The following is a 25,968-nucleotide window of genomic DNA, read 5'->3' as shown; positions in this document are numbered from 1 at the left end:
GTGCGTCTGCGCGAGTTCCAGAAAGCTTCGCTCGAGGCTTGGGTGCAGGAGTACCGGGGCGACCTTGGTATCGCGCTGACCGATGTGGTGGGCATGGATGCCTTCCTCAACGACTTCGACCTGTACTTTGCCAAACTGTTCGACGGTTTGCGGCACGATTCCCGGCGATCCGGTCGTGTGGGGTGAAAAGGCCATCGCGCACTATCAGGCCTTGCGGATTGACTCCAATACCAAGCGCCTGGTGTTCTCGGACGGCCTGGATTTCGACACAGCGTTCCGCCTGTACCGCCAGTTCGCCGACCGCATCATGGTGGGCTTCGGCATCGGCACCTGGCTGACCAACGATGTCGGTATCAAGCCGCTGAATATCGTGATGAAGCTGATCCGCCTGAACGGGCAATCGGTCGCCAAGCTGTCCGATTCGCCGGGCAAGACGCTGTGCAAGGACGAGACTTTCCTGGCCTACCTGCGGCAAAGTCTTCAACCATCAGGCCTCCTGAGGGTGGAAGCGCAGGCGGTAGTCGCCCGGCGTTACGCCGAGGCGGCGCACGAAGGCTCGCCGTAAGCTGTTCTGGTCATGGAAGCCGCTGCGCGCGGCCACCCGCTTGAGCGGGCTGGCGGTTTCCTCCAGCATGCGCCGAGCCGCGTCGAGCCGCGCGGCTTCGACGAAATCGGCTGGCGTTTCGCCGGTATCCGCTCTTGAAAGCGCGTGAGAAATTACGCACGCTCATGCCGGCTTGCGCGGCCAACTGGTCCACCGTCAATTCTTCTTCCAGGTTTTCCCAGCACCCATTCCTGCACTTGGCGGATCGGCTTGCGTTGCGCGGTTTGCGCAGGCCAGGTGGGCGCTGAATTGCGCCTGGCCGCCGGGGCGCTTGATGAACATGACCAGTTCGCGCGCTACGGCCAGGGCCACGTTGCGGCCAAGGTCTTCTTCCACCAGGGCCAGTGCCAGGTCCATGCCGGCGGTGACGCCTGCCGAGGGTGTAGAGATTCCCGTCGCGCAGGTAGATCTGGTCGTGCTCGACCCTGCACCTGCTCGAAGCGCCGCGCCAGCGAGGCCGAAATATTCCAATGGGTGGTGACGCGCCGGCCGTCCAGCAGGCCGGCGTGTGCCAGCAGCCAGGCGCCGGAGGCATACGGAGCCGAGGCGGCGCACCACGATCGCCTGCCGCTGCAGCCACTGCATCAAGCGCGGGTTGCTGGTCACATCTTTCACCGCATGGCTGCCGGTGACGAGCAGCGTATCCACCGCATGGTCCAGCGTATCGATAGTGGCTGTCGGCTGGAACAGCATGCCATTGTCGGCGCGGACCGGGCCTTCTTCCAGCGCGACCAGGTCGAACTGGTAAGTGTCCGGTTTGCCGGAACTGGCGGGCGGCCTCATGGAAGACATCCATCGGCCCGGCCACGTCGAGCAATTGCACGCCGGGGAAAACGAGGTAAAGCGATGCGCATGGTTAGCCTGCCAGGAGTTTGCCGGTGTACAGCGAATATAAGGTACGTACCAGTAGCACGGCAATCGTCACAGTCAGGAAGGCCAGCAGCACACCAGCCAGTACCACGACAGAGGCGCTATCGGCCACCGGTGGCATACTTGATCGCAGCGTTCACCAGTGCGGCGATCGGGAAGCTGATGGCCCACCAGGCAGGACCGAAAGGCACCGAACGGCGGAACACGCGCGGGGCCAGCACCAGGAACATGAACAGGCCAAAGTAGAACAGCATGGCGGCGAACATGTCGACGTGCTGCGTGACATTGACGTAGGCCAGGAAGCCGACTTCGAACGGGGCGATCATCACCATCAGCGATGGCAGCATGCCGGTTGGCAGCGGGGTTCCGCCATGCACCAGGCGGCTGAAGATCATCACGTAGAACACGATGGCGATGGCCGTGCCGATGCCGAGCGCAATCATGTTCATTTCATGGCCCCAGGCGCCGCCGGTAACGGCGATATCGAGCGAGGCGACACCGGGGATCAGCCAGGCCGGCACCACGTTGGCTGGCGTCATTTGGCCTTGCAGGACGCGCGACACCACCACATAACCCAGCACCAGCGTGGCGACCGAACCCACAGTCCACACCAGTTTTTGAAGCTGGGCACTCCACGGAGCCACAACGCTGGACAGCAGCAGCACGGCGATGGCGATGGTGCCGAAGAAGTTGCCCGCCACCGGATGCGAGAACTCGGCCTTCACAGCTTCCGGGAACGCAGCCCATTTCGACAGGTAGGCCACAGCCAGCACCGCAAACACCAGCAACGACAGGATGCCGACGCCATCGGCGATCAGCGTGCTGCTGCCGAACAGGTGAGCCGCACCGCGCCAGGCCAGCGCCAGGCCGGCAATGCCCATGACGGAGCCAAACAGGTTGACGGGTAAATTTTTGACCGAGGCGCTGCTGGTGGGCAGGGCGGTGGCAGTAGAGGTTTGCATGATGTTCATCCGATGGATTAGCGATGAATCCATTATCGGATAGCAAGCTTTTGGCCGATAGTGCACATAAACGTCATTTTCGGCCAACGCTGCACCACCTTCGGCCAAGCGCATTCCAGACAAGGTGCGGCGGCCCGACAATGGCCGCCCTCATGTAAGGAAAGGAAGAGAAATGCCCTGGATTCTGCTAACCATTGCCGGCTTGCTGGAAATCGCCTTTGCGCTCGGAATGAAGTGGTCGCAAGGTTTCACGCGCCCCATGCCTGGCGCGCTCACTGCGCTGGCCGGCCTTAGCCAGCATCTACCTGCTGTCGCTGGCCTTACGCTCGCTGCCGGTGGGAACCGCCTACGCCGTGTGGACCGGCATCGGGGCGGTTGGCACGGCGGCGGCGGGCGTGCTGTTCCTGGGCGACTCGGCAGCGCCCCAGCACGCCTGGCCTGCATGGCTGCCATCGTCGGCGGCGTGATTGGTTTGAAGGTCTTTTCGGCGGCCAGTTAGGGCGCCAGCTCAGCTACCTGGTCGTTGTAGGCAACCGGGATCCAGCGGAACGTGTCCACCTTCCTTGCGCAGGTGGCCCAGGCCTGGGAAGGAAAAGTGCGGCGACGCCACCACTACGCCGCTGGCCGCCACTTCGTCGAACAGCTTGCGGCGCGCGGCGGCGGCTAAGCGGCTGGCTGTCGTCGTAGGAAATCGTGATTTCAGGATGCGCCAGCTGGACTTCCGCCACGTGCACCGTATCGCCCCAGAACAGCATGCGGTGACCCTTGCTCTCCAACTGGTAGGCGCTATGGCCCGGCGTATGGCCCGGCACGGAGCGCGCTGTAATGCCAGGCAGGACTTCGCCGCTCGCCGGCAGGTACTTGATGCGCCCAGCTTCGAAGTAGGGGCCGACGGTTGCTTTCGGCGCCGGCTCATTGATCCAACGAGCCACTTCGCGCCGGTCCACATACACCTGGGCGTTCGGGAACAGCATTTTGCCGCCGATGGAAAGTCCGCCGGAATGATCGCCATGGATGTGCGTGAGCAGGATGGCGTCGATCTGTTCCGGCTTGAACCCTGCCGCGGCAAGGTTGGCCAGCAAGTGGCCGCTGGTGGCGCCAAACAATTCTCCCGCGCCGGTATCGATCAGGACGCGGTGTCTGCCGGTGTCGACCAGGTAGACATTGATCGACAAGGCCAGCGTATCGCGCAGGTGGCTGGCGCGCAGTTCGGCGCGGGTGGTGGCGGCGTCGCTCAGGATCGTTGTGACATCGCGCGGGGCGACGCCATCCGATATGGCAGTGACCTTGAAATCGCCCAGCTGGGCGCCGTAAAAGCCCGGCGCCTGGCTGGCCGCCAACGCCAGCGCGGGGACTTGTGCTGCAATGGCCATCAAGGCCGTGGCAATCATTCGTTTCATGGCAATCTCCATTTGTCTGTTGGTGATGATTGCCATTGTGGCGGGCCTAGACATATACTGGAAATCGATCGTTGATATTTGACATATAAGCTGTATGGATATAAGACCTTCCGACCTCGCATTGCTGGTGTCGCTCAACGCGCTACTGGAGGAGAACAACGTGACGCGTGCCGCGGCACGGCTGCATATCAGCCAGCCCGCGTTGTCGGCCCAGCTGGCGCGCCTGCGGGAACTGTTCGGCGATCCGCTGCTGGTCCCGTCGGAGAGCGGGGCGCGGCATGGTACCGACGGCACGGGCGCTGGCGCTGCGCGACGGCTTGCGCGCTTCGCTGCGCCAGCTGGAAACCGCGGTGCGCGATCCGGAAACCTTCGATCCGGCGCGCGCCGAACGCACCTTCATGATTGCCGCCAATGACAACGTGGTCACGATGTTCGGCATCGAACTGGTGCGGCGCATTGCCGCAAGCGGCGGGGTTGGCCTGCGCGTGGGTTTTTGTGAGCCGAACCAGGATGGCCTGGTGGCGCGCATGGAGCGCGGCGAGCTTGACTTGCTGCTTGGCGCGGCGCAGACCCAATCCCGTCCTGCGTTGGAAAGGCCGTACCGTTATCGAGCGAGCGTTATGTGATGGCGCAGCGGCGCGGCCATCCACGCGGCATGCCGCGCGCCGTCGCTGAGGCAGTTTTGCGCGCTGAAGCATGTGCTGGTGTCGGGCAGGGGAGAATTCCACAGTTTCCTGGACCAGCGCCTGAAGGACTTGGGCCAGCAGCGGCAAGTGGCCGTGGTGGTGGCGCATTACAACCTGGTGCCGGCGATCCTGGCCAACACCGATCATGTCTGCACTTTGCCGTTGCGCTTCCTGCAGCGCTTCAGCGAGCAGCTGGACATTTTCAAACTGCCCTTCGACCTGCCGAAATTTGCAATCGCCATGGCCTGGCATCCGCGCAGCGAGCATGATGCGGGGCACCGCTGGCTGCGCGAGCAATTGAAGTCCGTTGAGCTTTAGGGCTTCCTGCGCGCCGAAGCGTGCCATGATGCGGTCGGCCTGTTCGCGCTGGGCCTCGTCGTCCACGTCCACCGACAGCAGGGCCGCCGGGCGATCCGGCTTGTCGGTGTTGTCGACGTCGTCAGGCGTCAGCGAATCCATGATGTTCTTCACGGCCGACGCGGTGGTGCTGAGCGCGCGTGCTTCATGCAGGTTCAGTTGTACGGCCGAATTGGCAAAGCCTTCGGCCAGCAGGGCGCTGCGGGCGCCTTCTGCATCCGCGATCTGGCGGAAATTTCGGTAAATAGTGCTTGGCATGATTAGTCTCCTGTTTGGCGGGATTGTCGCGTAAGGCGCGGCAACGTGGCGCGCGCTTACTTCGCTGTGGCCTTGCGTGACGACCAGTGCAGGTGCACGATCTGCCAGCCGTCGCCCAGCTTTTCCAGCACGGCGGTTTCGAGCCCGAATACGTGGACCTCGGCATCCTTGTAGCTGCCGGTGGTTTCCGTTTCGCGCATCACGATGGCGGTGGCGCCGTCGCGCCGTTCTTCGGTGGCGCAGCAGGCGTGACCTGGTGCTGCGCAGGAAGTCGATATCGCTGTCGAGATGATGGGCTGCATATTCGTCGCGGCTATTCTCGGTATAGCCGGATTCGAATATCCGGACTTTGGGGCTGAGCAGGGCCAGTACGGCGTCGCGCTTGCCCTCGGCCAGCGCGCGCTGGAAGGCGTCCATGGTTTCAGCCGGGGTGACGGCGAAGGCAGGCAGGCCGGCGGCAGCCAGCAGCAGGCAGGCGAGGAGTCGCATCAGAATCCGGCGACGACGTTGGAGGTGTGCTCGACGCGCGGGGTGTTGGCGAAGTATTGGCCAACCATGCCGCGCCAGGACTGGAAGTCCCTCACTGCCGCGGAAATCGACGGTATGGTTCTCCAGCGTTTCCCATACGATGACCAGCATATAGGTGTTGGCGCGCTCGATGGCGCGCTCCAGGCGCATCGATTTGCAGCCCTTGGCGCGCTGGAACAGCGCTACGGCATTCTGCACCGCTGCTTCAAACGCGGCACCCTGGCCATCCTTGATTTCAAATTCCGCCAGTTCGTAAATCATCGGGACATTCCTTTTGCAAAGTAATGTCCCGATTGTGCCTCAGTTGGATCAGAAGCGGTAGCGGGCAGTGACGCGGAAATTGCGCGGTGCGCCCGGCATGTTCAGCAGCTTGCTTGACCCGTGGCCGGAAACGATGTACTCGCGGTCGAGCAGGTTGTTCACGTTCAGCTGCACGTCAAAGGATGCGGTGCGGTATGCCACCATGGCATCGACCACGGTGTAGCCAGGCAGGGTGGTGGTGTTGCCCGGATTGGCGAAAGCGGTCACCCTGGTAGTTCACACCGGCGCCGCTGAACCAGCCGCCGCCGAGTGCCTTGTTCAGCCACACGTTGGCACTGCGCTTTGGCGTCAGTGTTGGCTGCTTGCCTTGTACGTTCTGGCCGTCGTCGCGTGCGATGGACTTGATGATTTCCGCATCCATCAGCGCCAGTCCGGAAGCCACTTGCCAGCCCTGGCCCAGTTCACCGGTGAAGGTCAGTTCCAGGCCGTCGGTGCGCTGGGTGCCGACCGGGATGACGATATTGGTGACTGGATCGGTAGCCTTGATGCCGGTGCGCTTGCAGGCGGAACAGCGATGCGCCAACGGTAGCCTGGCCGCCGAACAGGTCGATCTTCGCACCCACTTCCTTGTTGGTGGTTTCTTCCGGTTCAATGGCGGCGTTGTTGGCGGCCAGGGCGAAGGTTTCACCCGAAGGCTGGAAGGACTTGCTGAACGATGCGTAGTAGGAAACGGTGCCGCTAGGCTGGTACACCAGGCCTGCGCGCGGACTCCAGGCGCGGTCGGTGCGTTCCAGGTCCTTCTGGCCCACGCGTCGCTCACGGGTCTCCTGGCTGAAGTCATCGTAGCGCACGCCGGCCAGCAGCTTCCATTGCGGCGTCAGCGTCGCCAGGTCCTGCACGTAGACGCTCTTGTTCTTCATGATGCCCAGGTTGTCGGTGCCTGGTGCGACATTGGCTGCCAGTTGCAGCACCGGCAGTACTGGATTGAACAGGTTGACCGTGGCCGCATTGGTTTTTGAGCGGTTGACCTGGTCCTTGTCCTGTTTGCCGATCTCCACCCCGTACAGGATCTGGTGCTGCATGCCGAAGAACTCTGCGCGCTGGGTCAATTCGGTCTGGTTGAAGTACCCGTCTTCTTCGCGGCGCACATTGGCGTGGGTCAGGGAAGCAGTTTGCGCCGCCTCATTGACGCTGCCCACCAGCGTGTTATTGCGGTTCAGCGAGTAGTCATAGCGGCGGAAGGCATTGCGCAGCGACCAGTTGGCGTTGATGCGGTGATCCAGCACCGCGGCCAGCGATTTTACGCGCGCCTGGCTGAAGTCCACGTCGCGCGCGTTGGCGGCGCCGAAGTAGGTGCCCGGTTCAACGTCGACCGGACGGCCTTTGTAGGACGGAATGCCGAAGTCGGTCAGGCGGCGGTCGGACAGGTATTCGCCCTGCAGCAACAGGGAGGTGTCGGCACTCAGCTTCCACTGCAGGGAAGGCGACAGCGCCTCACGCTTGAGGAATTGCTGGTCGCGATAGCTGTCCGAATCTTCCTTGGCGCCGGTGATGCGGAAGGCCACGCCGCTGTCGTTCAGGTTGCGCGCCACGTCGAATTCGCCGCGCTTCTTACTCCAGCTGCCGAAGGTCACGCTGGCTTCCGTGCGGTCGATGCCAGGCTTTTTGGTGATGCGGTTGATCATGCCGCCCGAAGAACCGCGGCCATACAGCACCGAGGCCGGACCCTTGATCACTTCGATCTGCTCGACGTTGGACAGGTCGCGGAAATACAGCGCGTCGTCGCGCATGCCGTCGATGAACTGGTCGGCAATCGCGGTGAAACCGCGGATGGTGACCTGGTCGCGCTGGCCGTCGCCGTGCGACAGGCCGACGCCAGGAATGCCCTTCATCACGTCTTCCATCGAACTCGCGCCCTGGTCGCGCAGCAGCTCCTGCGGCACGACGTTCACGGTTTGCGGAATGTCGCGCAGGGGCGCGTCGATCTTGGTGGCGCTGGTGGCGGTGCTTGGGTTGTAAGCGGCGTCGCGTGCTGCGGTGACGGTAACGGAGGGCAGGGTGGCTTCTTCGGCGAAGACTGCGAAATGCGGCAGCGCCAGTGCAATGGCAAGCGCCAGCGGAGACTTGTTCAACGACATGCGATTTCCTAAGTGGCTACGTAATGAGAATTGTTATCATTCGCAATTATGCGCCACCCAGGAAGTTTGTTCAACGGTAAATCTTGTACTAGATCAAGAATTTAGCGTTCGCTGCGCCGCACGGTATCGGGCCCCGAATCCCGTTGCTCGCCCTGGCGATATTGGATGCCGGTCTGGAAACCGTGCTCGCGTTCCCCTTCATCGACACCGCCCGACAGCAGGTCGTCGGTCCGGCCCGCTGATTCTTCCGCTTGCTGGTTGCCTTCCTGCGATGGGGAAAGATTACGGCGGCCGGTGCAACCGGCGCCCATGGTCCCGATGCTGCTGGTGCCATCGTGGGTTTGTTGCTCCAGGCTGCGTCCCTTGTTGAGTGTGGACATGATTGCCTCCTCGTAGCTACGGCCAATCCCCATTTTAGGCCGATAGGGAGGAATATCCTAATGCTCGGTGTACTTGCGAAGCAGCAGGTTTAGCTGCTTGTTGCCGTCCGTGCCTATCCAGTTCCAAGCGCTATCGACCTCGTGACGGTGTGCTTCATAATAGGCCGGGTTGGTCGCGACCCAGAGATAGGATTTCAGCACCGGTTTGTCCAAACGGACCAGTTGACTGAGGTAACCTGAGTTTTTCGGACACTTCCATTTGATAAACTTGTCAAAGGGAGTGAAATCATGAAATCAACAACATACACGCGAGAGTTTCGGGCCGAGGCGGTGAAGCTGGTACTGGCGCAAGGCTTGACGCTTGAGGAAGCAGCCAAGCGGATTGCGATACCCAAAGGGACGTTGGCCAACTGGGTAAGCGCCGCCAAACGTAGTGCCGATGCTGCTGCGCCTCCAGGCAGCCGTAGCGTCGCCGAACTGGAAGCGGAAGTCGCCAAGTTGCGCAAAGAACTGGCTGTCGAACGGATGGAAAAGGAAGTATTAAAAAAGGCCACCGCGTACTTTGCGAGGGAGTCGCTGCCCGGTACGCGTTCATGAAATCGGTGCGACTTGAATACCCGCTTGGCTTGTTGTGTCGGGTCTTTTCGGTGTCGCGCAGCGGCTTCTATGCAGCGGTGGGTCGCCCGCCATCTCAACGACGGCAAGATGACGAGCGATTGAAGGTCGCCATCAAGGCCGCGCATGCGCAGACGCGCGAGACCTACGGGCCGTTGCGTTTGCAGCCAGAGCTGGCCGCACAAGGTTTTGACGCAGGGCGTGATCGCATCGTAAGGCTGCGGCGGGAACTGGGTCTGCGCTGCAAGCAAAAGCGGAAGTTCAAAGCGACGACCAATTCGAAGCACGCCTTCCCGGTGGCGCCGAACTTGTTGGAGCAGACCTTCGCGCCGACACGGCCGAATGAGGCCTGGGTTAGCGACATCACCTATGTCGCCACCGAGGAAGGATGGCTCTACCTGGCGGGCATCAAAGACGTCTTCACATGCGAGATGGTCGGTTATGCCATGGGCGCGCGAATGACGCAGGATCTGACGGCGAAAGCGCTGTGGCGGGCGGTGCGGAGTAAGCGGCCGGCGCCAGGGCTGATCCTGCACTCTGACCGGGGGAGCCAATACTGCGCTGACGACTACCGCAAGCTGGTCTCGCAGTTCGGAATGCGGGCCTCTATGTCGCGCAAGGGGAACTGCTTCGATAACGCGCCTATGGAGAGCTTTTGGGGCAGCTTGAAGAACGAAATGATTCATCATCAGAGGTACGCTACACGGGCCAACGCGGAGGCAGCCATCAAGGAGTACATCGAGATTTTTTATAACCGCCAGCGGCGCCATTCGCGCCTTGGTTACGAGTCGCCAGCGAGGTTCGCTGAGAACTTCGGCAAACAGGCGCTGGCTGCTTGAAACGGAAGTGTCCACCATTGACAGTACACCTCAGTCTTTTCCGTCTGAATGCATCTTGTAGCCTTGTGATGGTTGAAGTACTGAAACGAGTTAGCGGCTCATCATTACATATCCTCCGGCGTCATCGTCCGCCGTAGCTCCGCTGGATTGAAGAACTTCTGCACCAGCTGATGGTTGTTGAGCATCCCTAGCGCATCGAGCCAGACGAGGACAGCACAGAATCTGTACTTGTAGAAGTCAATTACCACTTCTGAACCTTTATGCTCGGCATACTTTATGAGTAGATAGCTCAGGGACACAAACTCCAGTCGTAGTGGCATCGTTTGCGCTTCGAGTTTATTTAGCAGGTCACTGACTATCTCTGTAACCCCTAAAAACTCCGACCTTTTTTCAGTACTGCTGAGTTCGAATGTCCCTACCAGGGAAATTACTTCAAACAATGTTCGGGGCTGGCTAAAGTACCGATTGATCGCTTCCGAGTTGCTCGTGCCCATGACTACTGGTACCTAAGCGACTTGTTCATTTTCTCTGCGAGTGTATAAGTCATGCAAGAACCTTAAGATTGATGGTGAAAATGAAATTAAAAGTAATCGAAAGCAAATACTAGCAGGCTGGCTAGATTTCTGATATTTACTGTATGTATGTACAGTATTGAGTATTCTTACGACGACCCTTTCGCGGGACCAAAAACCGTGACTCCAAAAGGTATGCGTGTAGCGGTCTCGGTTTTGCGCAGTTTCGGTGCGAAGGTAACTTGCGCAGAGTTGGGGCGAACTCAGCCTATCGTGGGCTTCATTCGAAAAGTTCACGATAACGGGAAGAGTATGGCCTATAGTTACAACGGTTTTCTCACTTTGGAAACCGACGGCTACCAACCTCGCGAGCTTGCTCGTCTTCACAGTCCAACGATTAACGATTGGAATGGTGATGGGGAAATTTTGGAAGGGTGGGTGCTGGAGAGAGGAGCGGAAGGGAAGCTTCATCAAGTGATGCAGCTTTGGTGGGTTCGTCCGCTCGCAGCCGATGCAGTCGAAAGTCCAGGCTAGCTTCTTTGGTAGGGGATGAGTTACAGTCCAGTTCGACACATTACGTGCCAACTCGCCTAAAGGCCCATCCCACATGCAAGCACTCGACCTTGAGCACTCGCTTCAACAGTCGCAGCAAATATCCGATCTGATTCGCAATTCTTTGGGGGAGCAAGCGCAAGTCGATCATCGTGGTCGAATTGCGTTGGCTTACTTGACTCTCAGTCTCGATCATCGCGAAGGCATTTCCCTACTAATCAGAAGTGGTGCGTTCGCAAGTGCCACTGCGTTAGTGCGTCCATCACTTGAGGCGCTGGTGACTGGCGCTTGGGTTGATTGTGGCGCAAGCGATTTCGAATTTAAGTAAGCGTCAAGGCAGCGCCGTCTTGAGCGCTGCGCTACTTTGATCGAAGATGTTCCCAACACCGCTGGGAAGCGGAGTTCAAGCGCTGGGGAGTTTGTCGGCGCAGTTCCAGGGCAGGAAGTCGTCCACCCGATTCACAGGATGGTCGGCGATATGGGCCAGCACGTAGCGCAACCAAGCCTCGGGGTCGACACCGTTAAGCTTGGCCGTTCCGATCAGCCCATACATGGCGGCAGCGCGTTCGCCGCCACTGTCCGCACCTGCAAACAGGAAGTTGCGACGACCCAGGGCCACGCCGCGCAAGGCTCGCTCGGCGGCGGAGTTGTCGATCTCGATGCGGCCGTCATCGCAGTAGCGTGTCAGCGCCGGCCAGAGTTTGAGCGAGTAAAGAATGGCGGCCGCCGTATCGGACTTGCGCGACAAAGTAGCGAGCGTGGCGTGGAGCCATCGTTCGAGGTCGTCGAGCAGTGGTCTGGCATATCGCTGGCGAGCAGTGCACCGCTCGTCTGGCGGTTTGCCGCGTATGCTGTCCTCGATGACATATAGCTCGCCGATCCGGCGTAGCGCTTCGGTCGTTACGGCCGATGGCCGCGCTGCGTGCAAGTCGTAGAATTTGCGGCGAGCATGAGCCCAGCATGCGGCTTCGCTCACTTTGCCGGTCTCGTAGATGGCATTGAAGCCGGCATACGCATCTGCCTGCAAGATGCCGCTGAAGTTGGCCAAGTGCGCTTGCGGGTGCTCGCCTTTGCGGTCGGGAGTATAGGCAAACCATACCGCTGGCGGCGTGCTGTCGCCGCTGGCGCGGTCGTCGCGCACATAGGTCCAAAGGCGCGCCGTGCGCGTCTTGCCATTGCCTGGCGCCAGTACCGGCAGCGGCGTGTCGTCGGCGTGCAGCTTGGTCGCCGCCAGCACATGCCGGCGCAACGCATCGACCAGTGGGCGCAGCAGCGCTCCGGCGGCGCCGACCCAGTTGGCAAGCAAGGCGCGCTCCAGTTCCACGCCTTCGCGCGCATACATAGTGCTTTGGCGGTACAAGGGAATGTGGTCGGCGAATTTGGCCACCAGCACATGCGCCAGCAGGCCGGGGCCGGCCAGACCGCGCTCAATTGGGCGGCTGGCGGCCGGGGCCTGTACGATGGCATCGCAGCAGGCGCAGGCCAGCTTCGGGCGCACATGGCGAATCACACGGAAGCTGGCCGGGACATATTCCAGCTGCTCCGACACGCTTTCGCCCAGTACCTTCAATTTTCCGCCGCAGTCCGGGCATGCTTCACTGGCTGGCATCTGCACTCGCTCCTCGCGTGGCAAGTGGGCTGGCAGAGGCTTGCGTTCGGCCTTCTTGCGAGGTGCCACTTCCACAGGTGCCAATGCTTCGGCCACCGCTGCTTCGGCTTCCAGGTCTTCCAGTTGCAGCTCCAGCTGCTCGATCTGCTGGTCCAGCTTTTCCGAGCGGCGGCCGAACTGCATGCGCTTCAGCTTCGCCAACACCAGCTTAAGATGTTCGATTTCGGCGGTGCGCGTAGATAGTTCGGCGCTCAGGTGTGCCACCTTCGCTTCGCTCGCCAACAACGCTGCATCGCGCGCCAGCAGCATGGCTTTAAGCGCTTCGATATCGTTGGGCAGATTGGCGGCGTTGAGCATGCGTCCAAGTTTACGCAAATCGTGCCATGTTTACAAGGCCGATTGCGGTCGCCAGGTGCGTTCTGGTCGGCGCCAGTCGATCCCTTCCAGCAGCATCGACAACTGTGCTTGTGTCAGCGCCACGCTGCCACTACTGGCCTGCGGCCAGATAAAGCGGCCACGCTCCAGGCGCTTGGCCAGCAAGCATAAGCCGTCGCCGGTCCACCACAGCAGCTTGATTAAGTCACCGCGCCGGCCACGGAATACAAACACGTGGCCACTGAACGGATCTTCTTCCAACGCGGTTTGCACTTTCGCTGCCAGGCCATTGAAACCGCTGCGCATGTCGGTGGTGCCTGCGGCCAGCCAGACTTTCGTACCTGCCGGCAGGCCGATCATCGCAGCACGCGATCCAACACTTGTGCCAACGTGGCGGCATTGGCCTGGCCTTCGATACGTAGCCGCACACGCCCAATTTCCAGCGTGATGATTCCGGCAGGGGCAGGTTCAGCCTCAGGCTGCTGTGCCGGCGTCGTCACCACCACTGGCAGCAACTCACTCCCCGGCGCCGCTGCGCCGCCTACAAGCTGCCCTGCCTCGTATAGCTTGCGCCAGCTAAACACCTGGTTTGCATTGACGCCGTGCTCGCGCGCGAGGCGCGCTACAGAAACTCCGGGCTGCATGGCCATTTCCACGAGCGTTCGCTTGAACTCCAGGGAATGCTGGCGGTACTTGCCACGCGGTCTGCGTTCAATGACTGGTTGAAAATTTGTGTCCATAATTGAATTTGTGGGCACAACTGCTGTGCCAAAATTCGATCATGGCTGGGGGCGGTTTCTCCGTCCAGACGGTGCTGGCTTTACGCTTACGAATTTAAAGCGATTGCTGCGCTTGATCCGAACCAACCCAGACCGAAATTTGAATCGATGGCGCAGCGCCTGCGAAAAACCCATGTGCTCGGGAAGATGTTTGAAGCACTACGCCGCCATTATGGGACTTTGAGTGACTATACCCATGGGCATCATCGTCAGTTATCGCGATGGTTAAGCAAGGAGGGCATAGGGCCTCGCTACAGCAGAGAACAGATGGCCGAAATTCTGCGATTTTCGGATTTCGTCGGCCTATTGGCCGCCATACTTAGGGAAAAAATAGCGGAGCGCCCAATTGAGCCGCTGCTCTACACGGCAGAAGCCCTGCTGCAGAGTCGTGACTTGCCCTCTATCTAGATCACTCAAAAAAAATAGCCGCGAGGCGCGGCCATCTTCAGGTTGTCATTATGTTGGCATTCCAGTGCCAAAACAGCCCTAAAATACTCCAACTAATGACAACATTAAAATCATAAGTTCATGATTTTAAACGAAATAGTGGTGGAGACGGCGGGAATCGAACCCGCGTCCGCAAGCACTCTACAGACAGTTCTACATACTTAGCACTGCCATTTAATTTAACCCCTACGACGCGGACGTGCACGCTTCGTAAAGGCGATTCACCTTAGATTTAGAACTACTCGAAGTGAACCCTCGTAGTTCGATCCCTTATAAATGACCCAACACGACCTTGCGGTCACACCCTAAGGGCGAGGTGTTGTCGGGCAGGCGCGATTAAGCAGCCAGTGCGTACGAGTTATCGTTTGCAGTTAGTTTGTTTCTGGGTGTATTTACGAGGTAACCAGCCCTCGGTATGCCCTGTTCTGCTTTGCAACCCACGTCGAAACCAGGTCGTCCCCACAGATGGAAGTTGTATTCTACCTGAATCTTTAACGCTGCGTCACTCTTCGAGCGAAACCAGTGGGCGGGCGTCATCTGCAAGGCGGTTGGCGCGGATCTCGCCGCCGGGCCCGAAGGTGAATTCGACCAGATGGCGGCGCGAGACCGGCACGATGGCGGACTTGAGGTCGTGGAAGCTGTCGGCTTCCTTGAAGCCGAGGTCGACGGTGAGCCTGTCAAGCTGGTAAGTCTCGACCAGTCCTGCCACGCGGTCGCGCCGGTTGTTGTTCTCGATGGTGCCGTGGTGGGCGGGCTTTTCGCCTTCGAAGTAGCGGATCAGCGCACCTTCCATCACTTCGCTGTGCGAGCGGGCGGAGGCTTCGCCGAGCGGGTCTTGCACCGCGGTCTCCACTTTCACATCCATGCGCTTGACCAGCAGGAAGGTGTCGAAGGCGCCGTCGTTCTCTTCCATGATGCGGTTGACCGCTGGCAGCCGACCCTTTGCCAGGCGGGACTGCTGGTCGCGTGTGATGCCGACGAACTGCACGCTGCTTTCGTACTTCAGGTCATTCGGGAATTTCTGCAGCAGGTCGTGCGCGGAATAGCATTCCGTCAGCGCGCCCCAGTTCAGCGTGATGTACTTGTCGTGCAGGGTGACAATTGGCTTCTTGAAGGTTGCTTCGAACGGCACTTCCAGTTCCAGCGTGATCGATTCCTTGCGGTTGTCGGTGCCCGACAGCAGCGGCACGCTCAGCTTCAGGCCGAAGAAGCCCCAGCTGGTGCCTTTCTTGATGTCGAAGCGCAGGCGAGGGCGGGAAATGACGAAGAACAGCAGCTGCTTTTCCATGGTCGCGTCGAGCGCGAACTGCATGCGGCGCTGGTAGCGGCCGATCGGGTCGCGGAAGTCGGGCACCAGCGGGTCGTTGACCAGCAGGTCGTACCAGTAGAAGCGGCTCTCGGCAACGGAGGCATCCCAGGCTTGCGGCGCGCTGCTGCGTGGTGGGAGCGCCGCCTCGATGTTCTCGTCCCCGTCCATAAAGTCTCCCGATGCCCTTTTCTTGTAATCGTTACTGACTATAGTATAGAAACTTATTGCTGTTGGGCAAGTTATAACGCAGTTTCTATGCTGCTAACGGTGTCGGGGATGGTACGGTTGTGCGAATCAGGGCCAGCAGGTCGGCTGGCGAAGCCAGCAAGTGGTCGGCGCCCCAGCTGGCCGGCTCGACCGGTCCGCAATAGCCCCACTGGCAGGCCGCGGTGCGCATGCCGGCGGCGTGGCCTGCTTGGATGTCGCGCAGGTCGTCGCCGACGTACCAGCATTCTTCCGGCGCCAGGCCAAGCCGGGTCGCGGCTTCCAGCAGCGGGGCAGGGTGCGGCTTGGCGTGTGGCGTGGTGTCGCCGGAAATCACGCAGCTGGCCAGCGCCAGGCCGATTTGCGGCACCAGCGGATCGGTGAAGCGGGCTGGCTTGTTGGTGACGATGCCCCAGCGCAGGCCGGCTTCGGTGATGCCGGCCAGCAGTTCATGCACGCCGTCGAACAGCGTGCTGTGCACGGCCATCGCAGCTTCGTAATTGGTGAAGAAGCCGTCGCGCAGTTCTTCAAAGCCTGCATCCTGCGGCTTCAGGCCGAAGGACACGCCGATCATGCCGCGCGCGCCGTGCGATGCCTGTGGCCGCAGCACCTCATACGGCGTCGGCTCCAGCCCGCGCACGGTGCGCAGCAGGTTGATGGCGGCGGCCAGGTCGGGGGCGGTGTCGGCCAGGGTGCCATCCAGGTCAAACAAGATGGCGCGCGGGGCTGGGAACAGGCTCATGGTGGGGACGGGCTTTCGAAGCAGGCGGCGCGCAGGCCGCCTGGCTTTATTCAGGGCGGGTGCAGGCCACCAGGTAATTAACGCTGGTGTCGTTGTTCAGGGAGTAGACCTTGGTGAGCGGATTGTAGCCCATGCCCTTCAAGGCATCCACTTGCAGGCCAGCAGTGCGCACATATTGCGACAGTTCGGCTGGGGTGATGAATTTCTCATAATCGTGCGTGCCCTTGGGGAGCATGCGCAGCAAGTATTCGGCACCGATCACCGCGAACAGGTAAGCCTTCGGGTTACGGTTCAGGGTTGAGAAAAACACATGGCCGCCTGGTTTTACCAGGGTGGCTGCTGCGCGCACGATGGCGCCTGGATCGGGAACGTGTTCCAGCATTTCCATGCAGGTGACCACGTCGTACTGGCCGGCTTCCTGCGCTGCCATTTCTTCGGCGGCAATCAGCTTGTAGCGTACCGGCACGCCGGATTCCAGGCTATGCAGGTCGGCCACTTTCAGGGCCTTTTCGGACAGGTCGATGCCGGTGACCTTGGCGCCTTTGCGGGCCATGGATTCGGACAGGATGCCCCCGCCGCAGCCGATATCGATCACGTTCTTCCCGGCCAGCGGGGCGCGGGCGTTGATCCATTCCAGGCGCAGTGGATTGATTTCGTGCAGGGGTTTGAATTCGGAAGTGGGATCCCACCAGTGATGGGCCAGTTCGCTGAATTTTTGCAGTTCTAATGGGTCGGCGTTCATGCCGGGATGATACTGGAAAAATGTCCACTTCGGGGTCAGGAACCCAAGTGGACATTTCCTGCATTAAGGAAAATGTCCGCTTTGGTTCCTGACCCCAGGGTGGACAAAAAAAAGCCCCGCACGGGGCGGGGCAGTACTTGCGCTGATGCGCCGGGAATTACTTCTTGGTGCCTACAACTTCGATTTCCACGCGGCGGTTCTGGGCGCGGCCTTCGGCGGTCTTGTTGTCCGCTACTGGCTGCTTCTCGCCCTTGCCTTCGGTGTACACGCGGTTGGCTTCCACGCCTTTGCTCAGCAGGTAAGCTTTAACGGCTTCAGCACGGCGCAGCGACAGCTTGTCGTTGTATTGGTCGGTGCCCATCGAGTCGGTGTGGCCGACGCCGATGATCACTTCCAGGTTGATGCCTTCCAGCTTGGTTGCCATTTCGTCCAACTTTTCTTTCGCTTCCGGCTTCAGTACGGCCTTGTCGTAGTCGAAGAAGGCGTCAGCTGCGAAGGAAACTTTCTCCGCGGTTGGAACGGCGGCTGGCGCTACTGGGGTTGCGACAGGCGGTACGGCGACTGGCGGCTGCTCTGCTACTGGCGGTGGCGGTGGCAGGACGCATTTGCCATCCTTCAGCTCTTCCGGCGGGGTGCAGAGCGGCAGGTCGCAACCTGGCACTGCATCGGCTGGGGTCCAGTAGCCGGTGCGCCAGCACAGGCCGAACGGATTGCGGGCGATGACGCCACGGGCATCCGTCACATAGGCGCTCTTAGGCGTCGCGGCCTTGATGTCCTGGGTTACTGGTGCGAACGGAGGAGCGGTTGGCTTGTCTTGTGCTAGCACAGGGCCGGCCAGAACGGAAGACGCAGCAAACACGGTGGCGAGGATTTTCTTCATATTGGTCTTTTCCTTAATCGGGGGGTAAAGCTAATAAAACTAGGTATTTCATTAGTTTCTCGACCATTTTGCCATATTTCGCAAAACTGCATCAAAACTAGAGGAAAAGGCCAGTTTCGCGCATTTGACCAAAATGTTGTTTTGTTGCAACGTAAGGGGCATGGTACGGTGCATTTGTGTCAACTCGATGACTTTCGTCCGGCAGCCTTGGCGCCATGCTAAAATCGCAGGCTTGTACGCCTAGACACTAGATCGACCCGCCAATGGATCAATTCGCAAAAGAAACAATCCCAATTTCCCTCGAAGAAGAGATGCGCAAGAGCTACCTCGATTACGCCATGAGCGTAATCGTAGGCCGAGCCTTGCCCGACGCTCGCGACGGCCTGAAGCCTGTGCATCGCCGCGTACTTTTCGGGATGCACGAACTGAACAACGTGTGGAACCGTCCTTACGTGAAATGCGCCCGCGTCGTGGGTGAAGTCATGGGTAAGTACCACCCGCACGGCGACGCGTCGATTTACGACACGCTGGTGCGTATGGCGCAGGACTTCTCGCTGCGCTACATGCTGGTCGACGGCCAGGGCAACTTCGGTTCCATCGACGGCGACAATGCCGCGGCGATGCGTTATACCGAGTGCCGCCTGGACAAGATTTCGGCAGAACTGCTGGCCGACATCGACAAGGAAACCGTCGATTTCGCGCCCAACTACGACGGCAAGGAGAAAGAGCCGACCGTCCTGCCGACCAAGATTCCTAACCTGCTGATCAACGGTTCGTCCGGTATCGCAGTGGGTATGGCCACCAACATCCCGCCGCACAACCTGACGGAAGTGATCAACGGCGCGCTGCACGTGCTGAATAACCCGGATTGCTCGATCGACGAACTGATCGAAATCATCCCGGCACCGGACTTCCCGACCGGCGGCACCATTTATGGCGTGTCCGGCGTGCGCGATGGTTACCGTACCGGCCGTGGCCGCGTGGTGATGCGCGCCAAGACCCACTTCGAGGAATACGGCAAGGAAGGTGGCCGTACCGCGATCATCGTGGACGAACTGCCATACCAGGTCAACAAGAAATCCCTGCTGGAGCGCATCGCCGAAAACGTGCGCGACAAGAAGCTGGAAGGTATTTCCGACATCCGCGACGAGTCCGACAAGTCGGGCATGCGCGTAGTGATCGAGCTGAAGCGCGGTGAAGTGCCGGAAGTGGTGCTGAACAACCTGTACAAGCAGACCCAGTTGCAGGACACCTTCGGCATGAATATGGTCGCCCTGGTGGACGGCCAGCCGAAGCTGATGAACCTGAAGGACCTGCTGGCCACCTTCCTGTCGCACCGCCGCGAAGTCGTTACCCGCCGTACCGTGTACGAACTGCGCAAGGCGCGCGAACGCGGCCACGTGCTGGAAGGCCTGGCGGTTGCACTGGCTAACATCGACGATTTCATTGCCATTATCAAGGCCGCGCCGACGCCGCCGATCGCGAAACAGGAATTGATGGCGCGCGGCTGGGATTCGTCCATCGTGCGCGAAATGCTGAAGCGCACCGGTGAAGAAGGCCAGGGCGGGATCGAAGCGTTCCGTCCTGAACACCTGCCGAAGCATTACGGCTTGCAGCCTGATGGCCTGTACAAGTTGTCCGACGAGCAGGCAGGCGAAATCCTGCAAATGCGCCTGCAGCGCCTGACCGGCCTGGAGCAGGACAAGATCGTCAACGAGTACAAGGACGTGATGTCCCTGATCGCCGACTTGCTGGACATCTTGTCCAAGCCAGCCCGCGTGACCGCGATCATCACCGACGAACTGAATGCGTCGATGCTGGAGTTCGGCGACAAGGATCCGCGCCGTTCGAATATCGAGAACAACGCGACCGACCTCGAAACCGAAGACCTGATCACGCCGCAGGACATGGTGGTGACCCTGTCGCACATGGGCTATATGAAGGCCCAGCCGCTGTCCGAATACCGTGCCCAGAAGCGCGGCGGCCGCGGCAAGCAGGCAGCTGCGACCAAGGATGAAGACTGGATCGACCAGCTGTTCATCGCCAACACCCACGATTACATCCTGTGCTTCTCCAACCGCGGCCGCATGTACTGGCTGAAGGTATGGGAAGTGCCGCAAGGCTCGCGTACGTCGCGCGGCAAGCCGATCGTGAACATGTTCCCGCTGCAGGACAACGAGAAGATCACCGTGGTACTGCCGCTGTCCGGCGTCAACCGCACCTTCCCGGAAGACCACTACGTCTTCATGTCGACCAGCCTGGGTACTGTGAAGAAGACCCCGCTGAAGGACTTCAGCAACCCACGCAAGGCCGGCATTATCGCGGTCGACCTGGACGAGGGCGACTTCCTGATCGGTGCTGCGCTGACCGACGGCAAGCACGACGTGATGCTGTTCTCCGATTCCGGCAAGGCAGTGCGCTTCGACGAGAACGATGTGCGTCCGATGGGCCGTACCGCGCGCGGTGTGCGCGGCATGAACCTGGAAGAAGGCCAGAACGTCATCGCGCTGCTGGTGGCTGAGAACGAGCAGCAGTCGGTGCTGACCGCAACCGAGAATGGCTTCGGCAAGCGTACTCCGATCACCGAGTACACCCGTCATGGCCGCGGCACCAAGGGCATGATCGCGATCCAGACTTCCGAGCGTAACGGCAAGGTGGTGGCGGCGACCCTGGTCAGCGCGAGCGACGAGATCATGCTGATCACCACTGGCGGTGTGCTGATCCGCACCCGCGTGTCGGAGATCCGCGAGATGGGCCGCGCTACGCAGGGTGTGACCCTGATTGCGGTGGAGGACGGCACCAAGCTCTCGGGCTTGCAGCGAATCCTCGAGGCGGACGTGGACGAGCCCGAAGCAGAAGCCGAAAACGGCGAAGCAGCCGAATAAGGCTGACCCGCAACGGGCCCCGTCTGAGTGATCAGGCCGGGCCCGTTAGTTTTTGCAACGACCATATTCGAAAAACGAATAAACAATGAAGAAAAGCGTCGCAGCCTTGAGCGCTTCCTTGGCACTGGCCCCAGGGGGCGTTTGCTGCTGACTGGCGCCAGCCGCAGCGCATTCAGAAAGCAATGGAGCAGTTCCGTAAAAACCAAGGAGCAAGCATGAAGAAGATCGCCTTCGCCGCCGCAGTATTCGCCTTCGCCGCAGCCGCCCACGCAGCTCCGCCGAGCGAGGCGTCCATCCGTGAGCTGATGGACACCACCGGTGCGCGCGCCAATATGGCCGCCTCGCTGCAGAACCTGGCAAAGGCGCTGCCGCAAATCCTGCGCATGCGCGCGGAAGCGGTGGTGCGCAATAATCCAAAGCTCAACGACGAACAGCGCAAGGCCGAAATGGCGAACGTGGAGCGCCGCATGCCGGTCATCACCACTGCCCTGCAAAAGGATTTGAACGATCCGAAAATGGTCGATGAGCTGTACAACCAGGTGGTGCCGCTGTACGCCCGCCATTTCACGCAGGACGACGTCAAGGCGCTGACCGCCTTCTACCGCAGCCCGACCGGCAAAAAGTCGCTCGAGGTCATGCCTGTGCTGATGGGCGAAAGCGCCCAGGCCGCACAAAAGCTGATGCAGGAGCGCGCCAAGCGCATTGTCGAACAAACGAAGTAAGGAGTCTCGAAGTGGCGAACATCTACAATTTCTCCGCCGGCCCGGCCGTGCTGCCTAAGGAAGTGCTGCAACAGGCGGCCGCTGAAATGCTGGACTGGCAGGGCAGCGGGATGTCCGTCATGGAGATGAGCCACCGCGGTCCGGAATTCATTTCGATCTACAAGGCCGCCGAGCGCGACCTGCGTGAGCTGCTGGCCGTGCCGGACAACTACAAGATCCTGTTCATGCAGGGTGGCGGCCTGTCGCAAAACGCCGTGCTGCCGATGAACCTGTGCGGCGGCGCCGACAGCACCATCGATTTCGTGCAGACCGGTTCCTGGTCCAGCAAGTCGATCAAGGAAGCCGCGCGCTACGCCCGCGTCAACGTGGCCGCTTCGTCGCAGGCCACCGGTTTCGACCGCGTGCCGGATCAAAAGGACTGGAAGCTGACCCCGGGCGCGTCCTACCTGCACATCTGCACCAACGAGACGATTGACGGCGTCGAGTTCAACTTCGTGCCGACCGCGCAGGGCGAGACCGATATCGTGGCCGACATGTCGTCCCATATCCTGTCGCGCCCAGTGGACGTCAGCAAATACGGCGTCATCTTCGGCGGCGCGCAAAAGAACATCGGCCCGGCCGGCGTCACCGTGGTCATCGTGCGCGATGACCTGATCGGCAAGGCGCAGCCATTCTGCCCGTCCGCCTTCGATTTCAAGAACGTGGCGGACAACGAATCGATGTACAACACGCCACCGACCTACGGCATCTATGTGGCCGGCCTGGTGTTCCAGTGGCTGAAGAAGCAGGGCGGCGTCGCCGCCATGGAAAAGCGCAATATTGAGAAAGCCGAGCTGCTGTACCAGGCGCTCGACGCCGACGACTTCTACCAGAATCGCGTCGCAAAAGATTACCGTTCGCGCATGAACATCCCGTTCTACCTGCGCGACGAATCGAAAAATGAAGCATTCCTGGCCGGTGCGAAAGCGCGCGGGCTATTGCAGCTGAAGGGCCACAAGTCCGTCGGTGGTATGCGGGCATCGATCTATAACGCGATGCCGATCGAGGGCGTGCAAGCGCTGGTCGACTACCTCAACGAATTTGCAGGCAGATAATGAGCGATAAACTGAAACCCTTGCGCGAGAAGATCGATTCGATCGACGCGCAGATACTGGCGTTGCTGAACGACCGCGCCAAAGTGGCGCAGGAAGTAGGGCACGTCAAGGCCGAAACCAATGCGCCCGTGTTCCGTCCCGAGCGCGAAGCCCAGGTGCTGCGCGGCGTGGCCGACCGCAATCCGGGCCCGCTGGGCGCACGCGAAGTGCAAACCATCTTCCGCGAAATCATGTCGGCCTGCCGCGCGCTCGAGCGCCGCGTGACCGTGGCCTACCTTGGCCCGGCCGGCACCTTCAGCGAGCAGGCGGTGTACGCCCAGTTCGGCACTGCCGTGGATGGCATTCCTTGCGTCTCCATCGACGAGGTGTTCCGCGCCACTGAAGCCGGCACCGCCGATTTCGGCGTGGTGCCGGTCGAGAATTCCTCCGAAGGTGCGGTGAACCGGACGCTGGACCTGATGCTGGCCACGCCATGCCTGATCTCGGGCGAGATTGCGATTGCCGTTCACCACAGCCTGATGACCAGGACCGGCGTCATGGAAGGCGTGCAGGTGATCTGCGCCCATTCGCAAGCGCTAGCCCAATGCCAGGTGTGGCTGAACCAGAATTACCCGCATATCGAGCGCCGCGCCGTGGCCTCGAACGCCGAGGCGGCACGCATGGCCGGCGACGACCCGACCATCGCCGCGATCGCCAGCGAGCACGCCGGAGCGCAATATGGCCTGGGCGTGGTCAATGCCCACATCCAGGACGACCCGCACAACCGTACCCGTTTCGTGGTGATCGGCAGCCTGCACACCAATCCGTCCGGCCGCGACCACACCTCGGTGATCCTGGCGGTGCCGAACAAGGCTGGCGCTGTGTACCAGCTGCTGGCGCCCCTGGCCAAGAATGGCGTGTCGATGACGCGTTTCGAATCGCGCCCGGCCCGCATCGGCACCTGGGAATACTATTTCTATGTAGACGTAGAAGGGCACGTGCAAGACCCGTCCGTGACAAAGGCATTGGCTGAACTCAAGGACAATGCTGCCTTCTTCAAAGTGCTGGGCTCTTACCCGACCAGCCTCACCTGACCTTTAAAAGAGATTAGATCCATGTCCAAGAATTACGGCCCTGAATACGTTCGTGCAATCGCTCCTTACCAGGCTGGCAAGCCAATCTCCGAAGTGGCGCGTGAATTCGGCTTGAAAGAAGAATCGATCGTCAAACTGGCATCGAACGAGAACCCGTTCGGTGTGCCGGAATCGGCGCAGAAAGCCATGGCCGCTGCTGCTGCGGAACTGGGCCGCTACCCGGATGCCAATGCCTTCGAGTTGAAGATGGCGCTGTCCAAGCGCTACGACGTGCCGATGGATTGGATCACCCTCGGCAATGGCTCCAACGACATCCTGGAAATCGCTGCGCACGCTTTCGTCGAGCGCGGCCAGTCCGTGGTGTACTCGCAGTACTCGTTCGCCGTGTACGCACTGGCGACCCAGGGCATCGGCGCGCGCCACATCGTGGTCCCGGCCAAGAACCACGGCCACGACCTGGACGCAATGGCTGCCGCGATTGAAGCGGATACCAAGCTGGTATTCATCGCCAACCCGAACAACCCGACCGGCACTTTCGTGACCGGCGCCGAGATCGAGGCTTTCCTGCAGAAGGTGCCTGCGAACGTCGTTGTGGTGCTGGACGAGGCTTACAACGAATTCCTGAAGAAGGAAGACCAGTACGAGTCCGCTGCCTGGGTCAAGAAGTACCCGAACCTGCTGGTGTCGCGCACCTTCTCCAAGGCATATGGCCTGGCCGGCCTGCGCGTGGGCTTCGCGCTGGCGCAGCCGGACGTGACCGACCTGATGAACCGCATCCGCCAGCCGTTCAACGTCAACTCGCTGGCGCAGGCCGCTGCGATCGCTGCGCTGAACGACAAGGCATTCCTGGACAAGTCGGCGGCCAACAATACCGCGGGCTACGAGCAGTTCGTGGAAGCGTTCAAGGATATGGGGCTGGAGTTTGTGCCTTCGTACGGCAACTTCGTGCTGGTGCGCGTGGGTTCGGATGACGCGGCTGGCGCGCGCATCAACCTGGCGCTGCTGAAGCAGGGCGTGATCGTGCGTCCGGTTGGCAATTACGGCTTGCCGCAGTGGCTGCGTATTTCCATCGGCCTGCCGCAAGAGAATGCGGTGCTGATTACTGCGCTGCGCAAGGCGCTGGCGGAGGACCGTGCTTAACAAGGTTGTCATCTTTGGCGTCGGCCTGATCGGCGGCTCGTTTGCACGGGCGCTGAAGCAGGCTGGCGCTGTTCAGCATGTCGTTGGCGTCGATCGTTCGGAAGCGTTCCTGTCGCGGGCGCTCGAGCTGGGTATCATCGACTCGGCCGCCCAAACCGGTAAACCGGTGTCTGACCCAAGGGTCAGACCCGCAAGTTCCGCAGTCAGCGGATTCGACGCAGGCGGGTCCGACCCTTGGGTCGGACCCAGTTTCACCGGTTTTGGCGAAGCAATCGCCGGCGCCGACCTGATCCTGCTGGCCGCGCCGGTCGCGCAGACAGCCCGCATCCTGACCGCAATCCTGCCGCACCTTGACGCCAGCACCATCGTCACCGACGCCGGCAGCACCAAATCCGACGTGGTCGCCGCCGCCCGTGCCGTCATGGGCGACAAAGTCAATCAGTTCGTCCCCGGCCACCCCATCGCAGGCCGCGAAACCAATGGCCCCGACGCCGCCATCGTCGACCTGTACCAAGGCAAAAAAACCGTCCTCACGCCACTGGCCGAGAACGACCCGGCCGCCGTGGAGCGCGTTGCAGCAGCCTGGAAAGCCTGCGGCGCCATCATCCACACCCTGACCCCGGAAGAACACGACAAAGTGTTCGCCGCCGTCAGCCATCTTCCCCATCTGCTGGCCTACGCGCTGGTAGACGACATCGAGCGCAAGCCCCACTCGGATTTGCTGTTCCAATATGCTGCCAGCGGTTTCCGCGACTTCACCCGCATCGCCGGCAGCTCGCCTGAAATGTGGCGCGACATCAGCCTCGCCAACCAGGCCGCCCTCCTGACTGAGCTGGATGCATATCTGGCACAATTAACCCGCTTGCGCGCCAGCCTCGCCGCTGGCGACGCCGCCGCCCTCGAAGCCACCTACGTCAACGCGCAGCGCGCGCGCCGGCAATGGATCGAGACCATCGAGGCGGCAGAGCCGCCGCAGCCGAAAGACGCAGCGGCAGAATAAGGACC

Annotated in this window: 24 protein-coding genes, 1 other RNA gene and 6 pseudogenes; 14 read left to right on the top strand and 17 right to left on the bottom strand. The window is 60.8% G+C overall.

Features of this window, described 5'->3' with window-relative positions:
- A pseudogene (locus ACQ4MM_RS08795) lies at positions 1–500 on the top strand (nicotinate phosphoribosyltransferase); the annotation flags it as partial.
- On the opposite strand, the pseudogene ACQ4MM_RS08790 reads toward ACQ4MM_RS08795, so the two are convergent.
- From ACQ4MM_RS08790 to ACQ4MM_RS08780, 3 genes and pseudogenes are all read right to left on the bottom strand, one after another.
- Positions 488–1,400, bottom strand: a pseudogene (locus ACQ4MM_RS08790) (GlxA family transcriptional regulator). The pseudogenes ACQ4MM_RS08795 and ACQ4MM_RS08790 sit on opposite strands and share 13 nt — an antisense overlap.
- A gap of 60 nt (positions 1,401–1,460) precedes the next feature.
- Positions 1,461–1,595, bottom strand: a complete 135-nt coding sequence (locus tag ACQ4MM_RS08785; protein ID WP_431477004.1) for a hypothetical protein — start codon at positions 1,593–1,595, stop codon at positions 1,461–1,463.
- Positions 1,576–2,436, bottom strand: a complete 861-nt coding sequence (locus ACQ4MM_RS08780; protein ID WP_431477003.1) for an SLAC1 anion channel family protein — start codon at positions 2,434–2,436, stop codon at positions 1,576–1,578. The genes ACQ4MM_RS08785 and ACQ4MM_RS08780 overlap by 20 nt, the downstream gene beginning before the upstream one ends.
- 172 nt (positions 2,437–2,608) lie before the next feature.
- Here ACQ4MM_RS08780 and ACQ4MM_RS08775 point away from each other — a divergent pair.
- Positions 2,609–2,935: pseudogene (locus tag ACQ4MM_RS08775) on the top strand (DMT family transporter).
- Between the two features lie 13 nt (positions 2,936–2,948).
- Here ACQ4MM_RS08775 and ACQ4MM_RS08770 read toward each other — a convergent pair.
- A complete protein-coding gene (locus ACQ4MM_RS08770; RefSeq protein ID WP_431477002.1) occupies positions 2,949–3,836 on the bottom strand; it encodes an MBL fold metallo-hydrolase in 888 nt (295 codons plus the stop codon).
- A 94-nt stretch (positions 3,837–3,930) separates the two neighbouring features.
- Here ACQ4MM_RS08770 and ACQ4MM_RS08765 point away from each other — a divergent pair.
- The 3 genes and pseudogenes from ACQ4MM_RS08765 to ACQ4MM_RS08755 form a co-directional block, all read left to right on the top strand.
- Positions 3,931–4,047: pseudogene (locus ACQ4MM_RS08765) on the top strand (LysR family transcriptional regulator); the annotation flags it as partial.
- Positions 4,048–4,114: 67 nt separating this feature from the next.
- Positions 4,115–4,462 carry a hypothetical protein gene (locus tag ACQ4MM_RS08760; protein WP_431477001.1) on the top strand — a complete coding sequence of 116 codons (348 nt, stop codon included), beginning with the start codon at positions 4,115–4,117 and terminating at the stop codon, positions 4,460–4,462.
- Between the two features lie 78 nt (positions 4,463–4,540).
- Positions 4,541–4,840 (top strand): LysR substrate-binding domain-containing protein, encoded by a 300-nt coding sequence (locus ACQ4MM_RS08755; protein ID WP_431477000.1) that lies wholly within the window; start codon positions 4,541–4,543, stop codon positions 4,838–4,840.
- A 353-nt stretch (positions 4,841–5,193) separates the two neighbouring features.
- Here ACQ4MM_RS08755 and ACQ4MM_RS08750 read toward each other — a convergent pair whose 3' ends face one another.
- The 4 genes and pseudogenes from ACQ4MM_RS08750 to ACQ4MM_RS08735 all read right to left on the bottom strand — a co-directional run bounded on the left by ACQ4MM_RS08750 (position 5,194) and on the right by ACQ4MM_RS08735 (position 8,444).
- Positions 5,194–5,439, bottom strand: coding sequence for a hypothetical protein (locus ACQ4MM_RS08750; RefSeq protein ID WP_431476999.1), 246 nt, complete (start codon positions 5,437–5,439; stop codon positions 5,194–5,196).
- A 361-nt stretch (positions 5,440–5,800) separates the two neighbouring features.
- Positions 5,801–5,926, bottom strand: a pseudogene (locus ACQ4MM_RS08745) (antibiotic biosynthesis monooxygenase family protein); the annotation flags it as partial.
- A gap of 48 nt (positions 5,927–5,974) precedes the next feature.
- Positions 5,975–8,064, bottom strand: a pseudogene (locus ACQ4MM_RS08740) (TonB-dependent receptor).
- 101 nt (positions 8,065–8,165) lie between these two features.
- Entirely contained in the window at positions 8,166–8,444 is a 279-nt protein-coding gene (locus ACQ4MM_RS08735) for a hypothetical protein (protein ID WP_431476998.1), read from the bottom strand.
- A gap of 288 nt (positions 8,445–8,732) precedes the next feature.
- Here ACQ4MM_RS08735 and ACQ4MM_RS08730 point away from each other — a divergent pair.
- Positions 8,733–9,898, top strand: a protein-coding gene (locus ACQ4MM_RS08730) for an IS3 family transposase (RefSeq protein WP_431476997.1) whose coding sequence is annotated in 2 segments (ribosomal slippage) — positions 8,733–8,985 and positions 8,985–9,898 — 1,167 coding nt in all. Because the reading frame shifts where the segments join, the coding sequence is not laid out codon by codon here.
- A gap of 104 nt (positions 9,899–10,002) precedes the next feature.
- On the opposite strand, the gene ACQ4MM_RS08725 is transcribed toward ACQ4MM_RS08730, so the two are convergent.
- Entirely contained in the window at positions 10,003–10,392 is a 390-nt protein-coding gene (locus ACQ4MM_RS08725) for a hypothetical protein (protein WP_431476996.1), read from the bottom strand.
- A gap of 625 nt (positions 10,393–11,017) precedes the next feature.
- On the opposite strand from ACQ4MM_RS08725, the gene ACQ4MM_RS08720 reads away from it, so the two are divergent.
- Positions 11,018–11,290, top strand: coding sequence for a DUF6988 family protein (locus ACQ4MM_RS08720; RefSeq protein ID WP_431476995.1), 273 nt, complete (start codon positions 11,018–11,020; stop codon positions 11,288–11,290).
- A gap of 75 nt (positions 11,291–11,365) precedes the next feature.
- On the opposite strand, the gene tnpC is transcribed toward ACQ4MM_RS08720, so the two are convergent.
- The 3 genes from tnpC to tnpA are packed head-to-tail and all read right to left on the bottom strand — an operon-like array spanning position 11,366 to position 13,686.
- The gene (gene tnpC / locus ACQ4MM_RS08715) at positions 11,366–12,928 is read right to left on the bottom strand and encodes an IS66 family transposase (protein ID WP_431475435.1); all 1,563 of its coding nucleotides are present in this window, start codon (positions 12,926–12,928) and stop codon (positions 11,366–11,368) included.
- Positions 12,929–12,958: 30 nt separating this feature from the next.
- Positions 12,959–13,306: an IS66 family insertion sequence element accessory protein TnpB gene (gene tnpB, locus ACQ4MM_RS08710; protein ID WP_055936366.1), complete on the bottom strand. Its 348-nt coding sequence runs from the start codon at positions 13,304–13,306 to the stop codon at positions 12,959–12,961.
- Positions 13,303–13,686 (bottom strand): IS66-like element accessory protein TnpA, encoded by a 384-nt coding sequence (gene tnpA / locus ACQ4MM_RS08705; protein ID WP_431475436.1) that lies wholly within the window; start codon positions 13,684–13,686, stop codon positions 13,303–13,305. The genes tnpB and tnpA overlap by 4 nt, the downstream gene beginning before the upstream one ends.
- Positions 13,687–13,833: 147 nt before the next feature.
- On the opposite strand from tnpA, the gene ACQ4MM_RS08700 reads away from it, so the two are divergent.
- Positions 13,834–14,133 (top strand): hypothetical protein, encoded by a 300-nt coding sequence (locus ACQ4MM_RS08700; protein WP_431476994.1) that lies wholly within the window; start codon positions 13,834–13,836, stop codon positions 14,131–14,133.
- A 139-nt stretch (positions 14,134–14,272) separates the two neighbouring features.
- Here the strand turns inward: ACQ4MM_RS08700 and ssrA are convergent.
- The 5 genes from ssrA to ompA form a co-directional block, all read right to left on the bottom strand.
- Positions 14,273–14,633, bottom strand: a transfer-messenger RNA (tmRNA) gene (gene ssrA, locus ACQ4MM_RS08695).
- Positions 14,634–14,674: 41 nt separating this feature from the next.
- Positions 14,675–15,649, bottom strand: coding sequence for a hypothetical protein (locus tag ACQ4MM_RS08690; protein WP_431476993.1), 975 nt, complete (start codon positions 15,647–15,649; stop codon positions 14,675–14,677).
- Between the two features lie 85 nt (positions 15,650–15,734).
- Positions 15,735–16,427, bottom strand: a complete 693-nt coding sequence (locus ACQ4MM_RS08685) for an HAD family hydrolase (RefSeq protein WP_431476992.1) — start codon at positions 16,425–16,427, stop codon at positions 15,735–15,737.
- A gap of 46 nt (positions 16,428–16,473) precedes the next feature.
- The gene (gene ubiG, locus ACQ4MM_RS08680; RefSeq protein WP_090441420.1) at positions 16,474–17,169 is read right to left on the bottom strand and encodes a bifunctional 2-polyprenyl-6-hydroxyphenol methylase/3-demethylubiquinol 3-O-methyltransferase UbiG; all 696 of its coding nucleotides are present in this window, start codon (positions 17,167–17,169) and stop codon (positions 16,474–16,476) included.
- A gap of 157 nt (positions 17,170–17,326) precedes the next feature.
- Positions 17,327–18,049 carry an outer membrane protein OmpA gene (gene ompA / locus ACQ4MM_RS08675; protein ID WP_431476991.1) on the bottom strand — a complete coding sequence of 241 codons (723 nt, stop codon included), beginning with the start codon at positions 18,047–18,049 and terminating at the stop codon, positions 17,327–17,329.
- Between the two features lie 263 nt (positions 18,050–18,312).
- On the opposite strand from ompA, the gene gyrA reads away from it, so the two are divergent.
- The 6 genes from gyrA (at position 18,313) to ACQ4MM_RS08645 (ending at position 25,963) form a co-directional block, all read left to right on the top strand.
- Positions 18,313–20,934, top strand: coding sequence for a DNA gyrase subunit A (gene gyrA / locus ACQ4MM_RS08670; RefSeq protein ID WP_431476990.1), 2,622 nt, complete (start codon positions 18,313–18,315; stop codon positions 20,932–20,934).
- Positions 20,935–21,149: 215 nt separating this feature from the next.
- Positions 21,150–21,656 carry a DUF2059 domain-containing protein gene (locus ACQ4MM_RS08665; RefSeq protein WP_431476989.1) on the top strand — a complete coding sequence of 169 codons (507 nt, stop codon included), beginning with the start codon at positions 21,150–21,152 and terminating at the stop codon, positions 21,654–21,656.
- Between the two features lie 11 nt (positions 21,657–21,667).
- Positions 21,668–22,750 (top strand): 3-phosphoserine/phosphohydroxythreonine transaminase, encoded by a 1,083-nt coding sequence (gene serC, locus ACQ4MM_RS08660; RefSeq protein WP_431476988.1) that lies wholly within the window; start codon positions 21,668–21,670, stop codon positions 22,748–22,750.
- The gene (gene pheA, locus ACQ4MM_RS08655) at positions 22,750–23,823 is read left to right on the top strand and encodes a prephenate dehydratase (RefSeq protein WP_431476987.1); all 1,074 of its coding nucleotides are present in this window, start codon (positions 22,750–22,752) and stop codon (positions 23,821–23,823) included. The genes serC and pheA overlap by 1 nt, the downstream gene beginning before the upstream one ends.
- Positions 23,824–23,844: 21 nt before the next feature.
- A complete protein-coding gene (gene hisC / locus ACQ4MM_RS08650; protein ID WP_431476986.1) occupies positions 23,845–24,963 on the top strand; it encodes a histidinol-phosphate transaminase in 1,119 nt (372 codons plus the stop codon).
- On the top strand, positions 24,956–25,963 hold the full coding sequence (locus ACQ4MM_RS08645; protein WP_431476985.1) for a prephenate dehydrogenase: 1,008 nt from the start codon (positions 24,956–24,958) through the stop codon (positions 25,961–25,963). The genes hisC and ACQ4MM_RS08645 overlap by 8 nt, the downstream gene beginning before the upstream one ends.
- Positions 25,964–25,968 lie beyond the last annotated feature (5 nt).

The sequence above is a fragment of the Massilia eburnea genome (assembly GCF_050709955.1).
GTDB classification, from domain to species: domain Bacteria; phylum Pseudomonadota; class Gammaproteobacteria; order Burkholderiales; family Burkholderiaceae_D; genus Rugamonas; species Rugamonas eburnea_A.
Note: the sequence above shows the minus strand (reverse complement) of the source record. Positions and strands in the feature narration are given on the sequence as shown.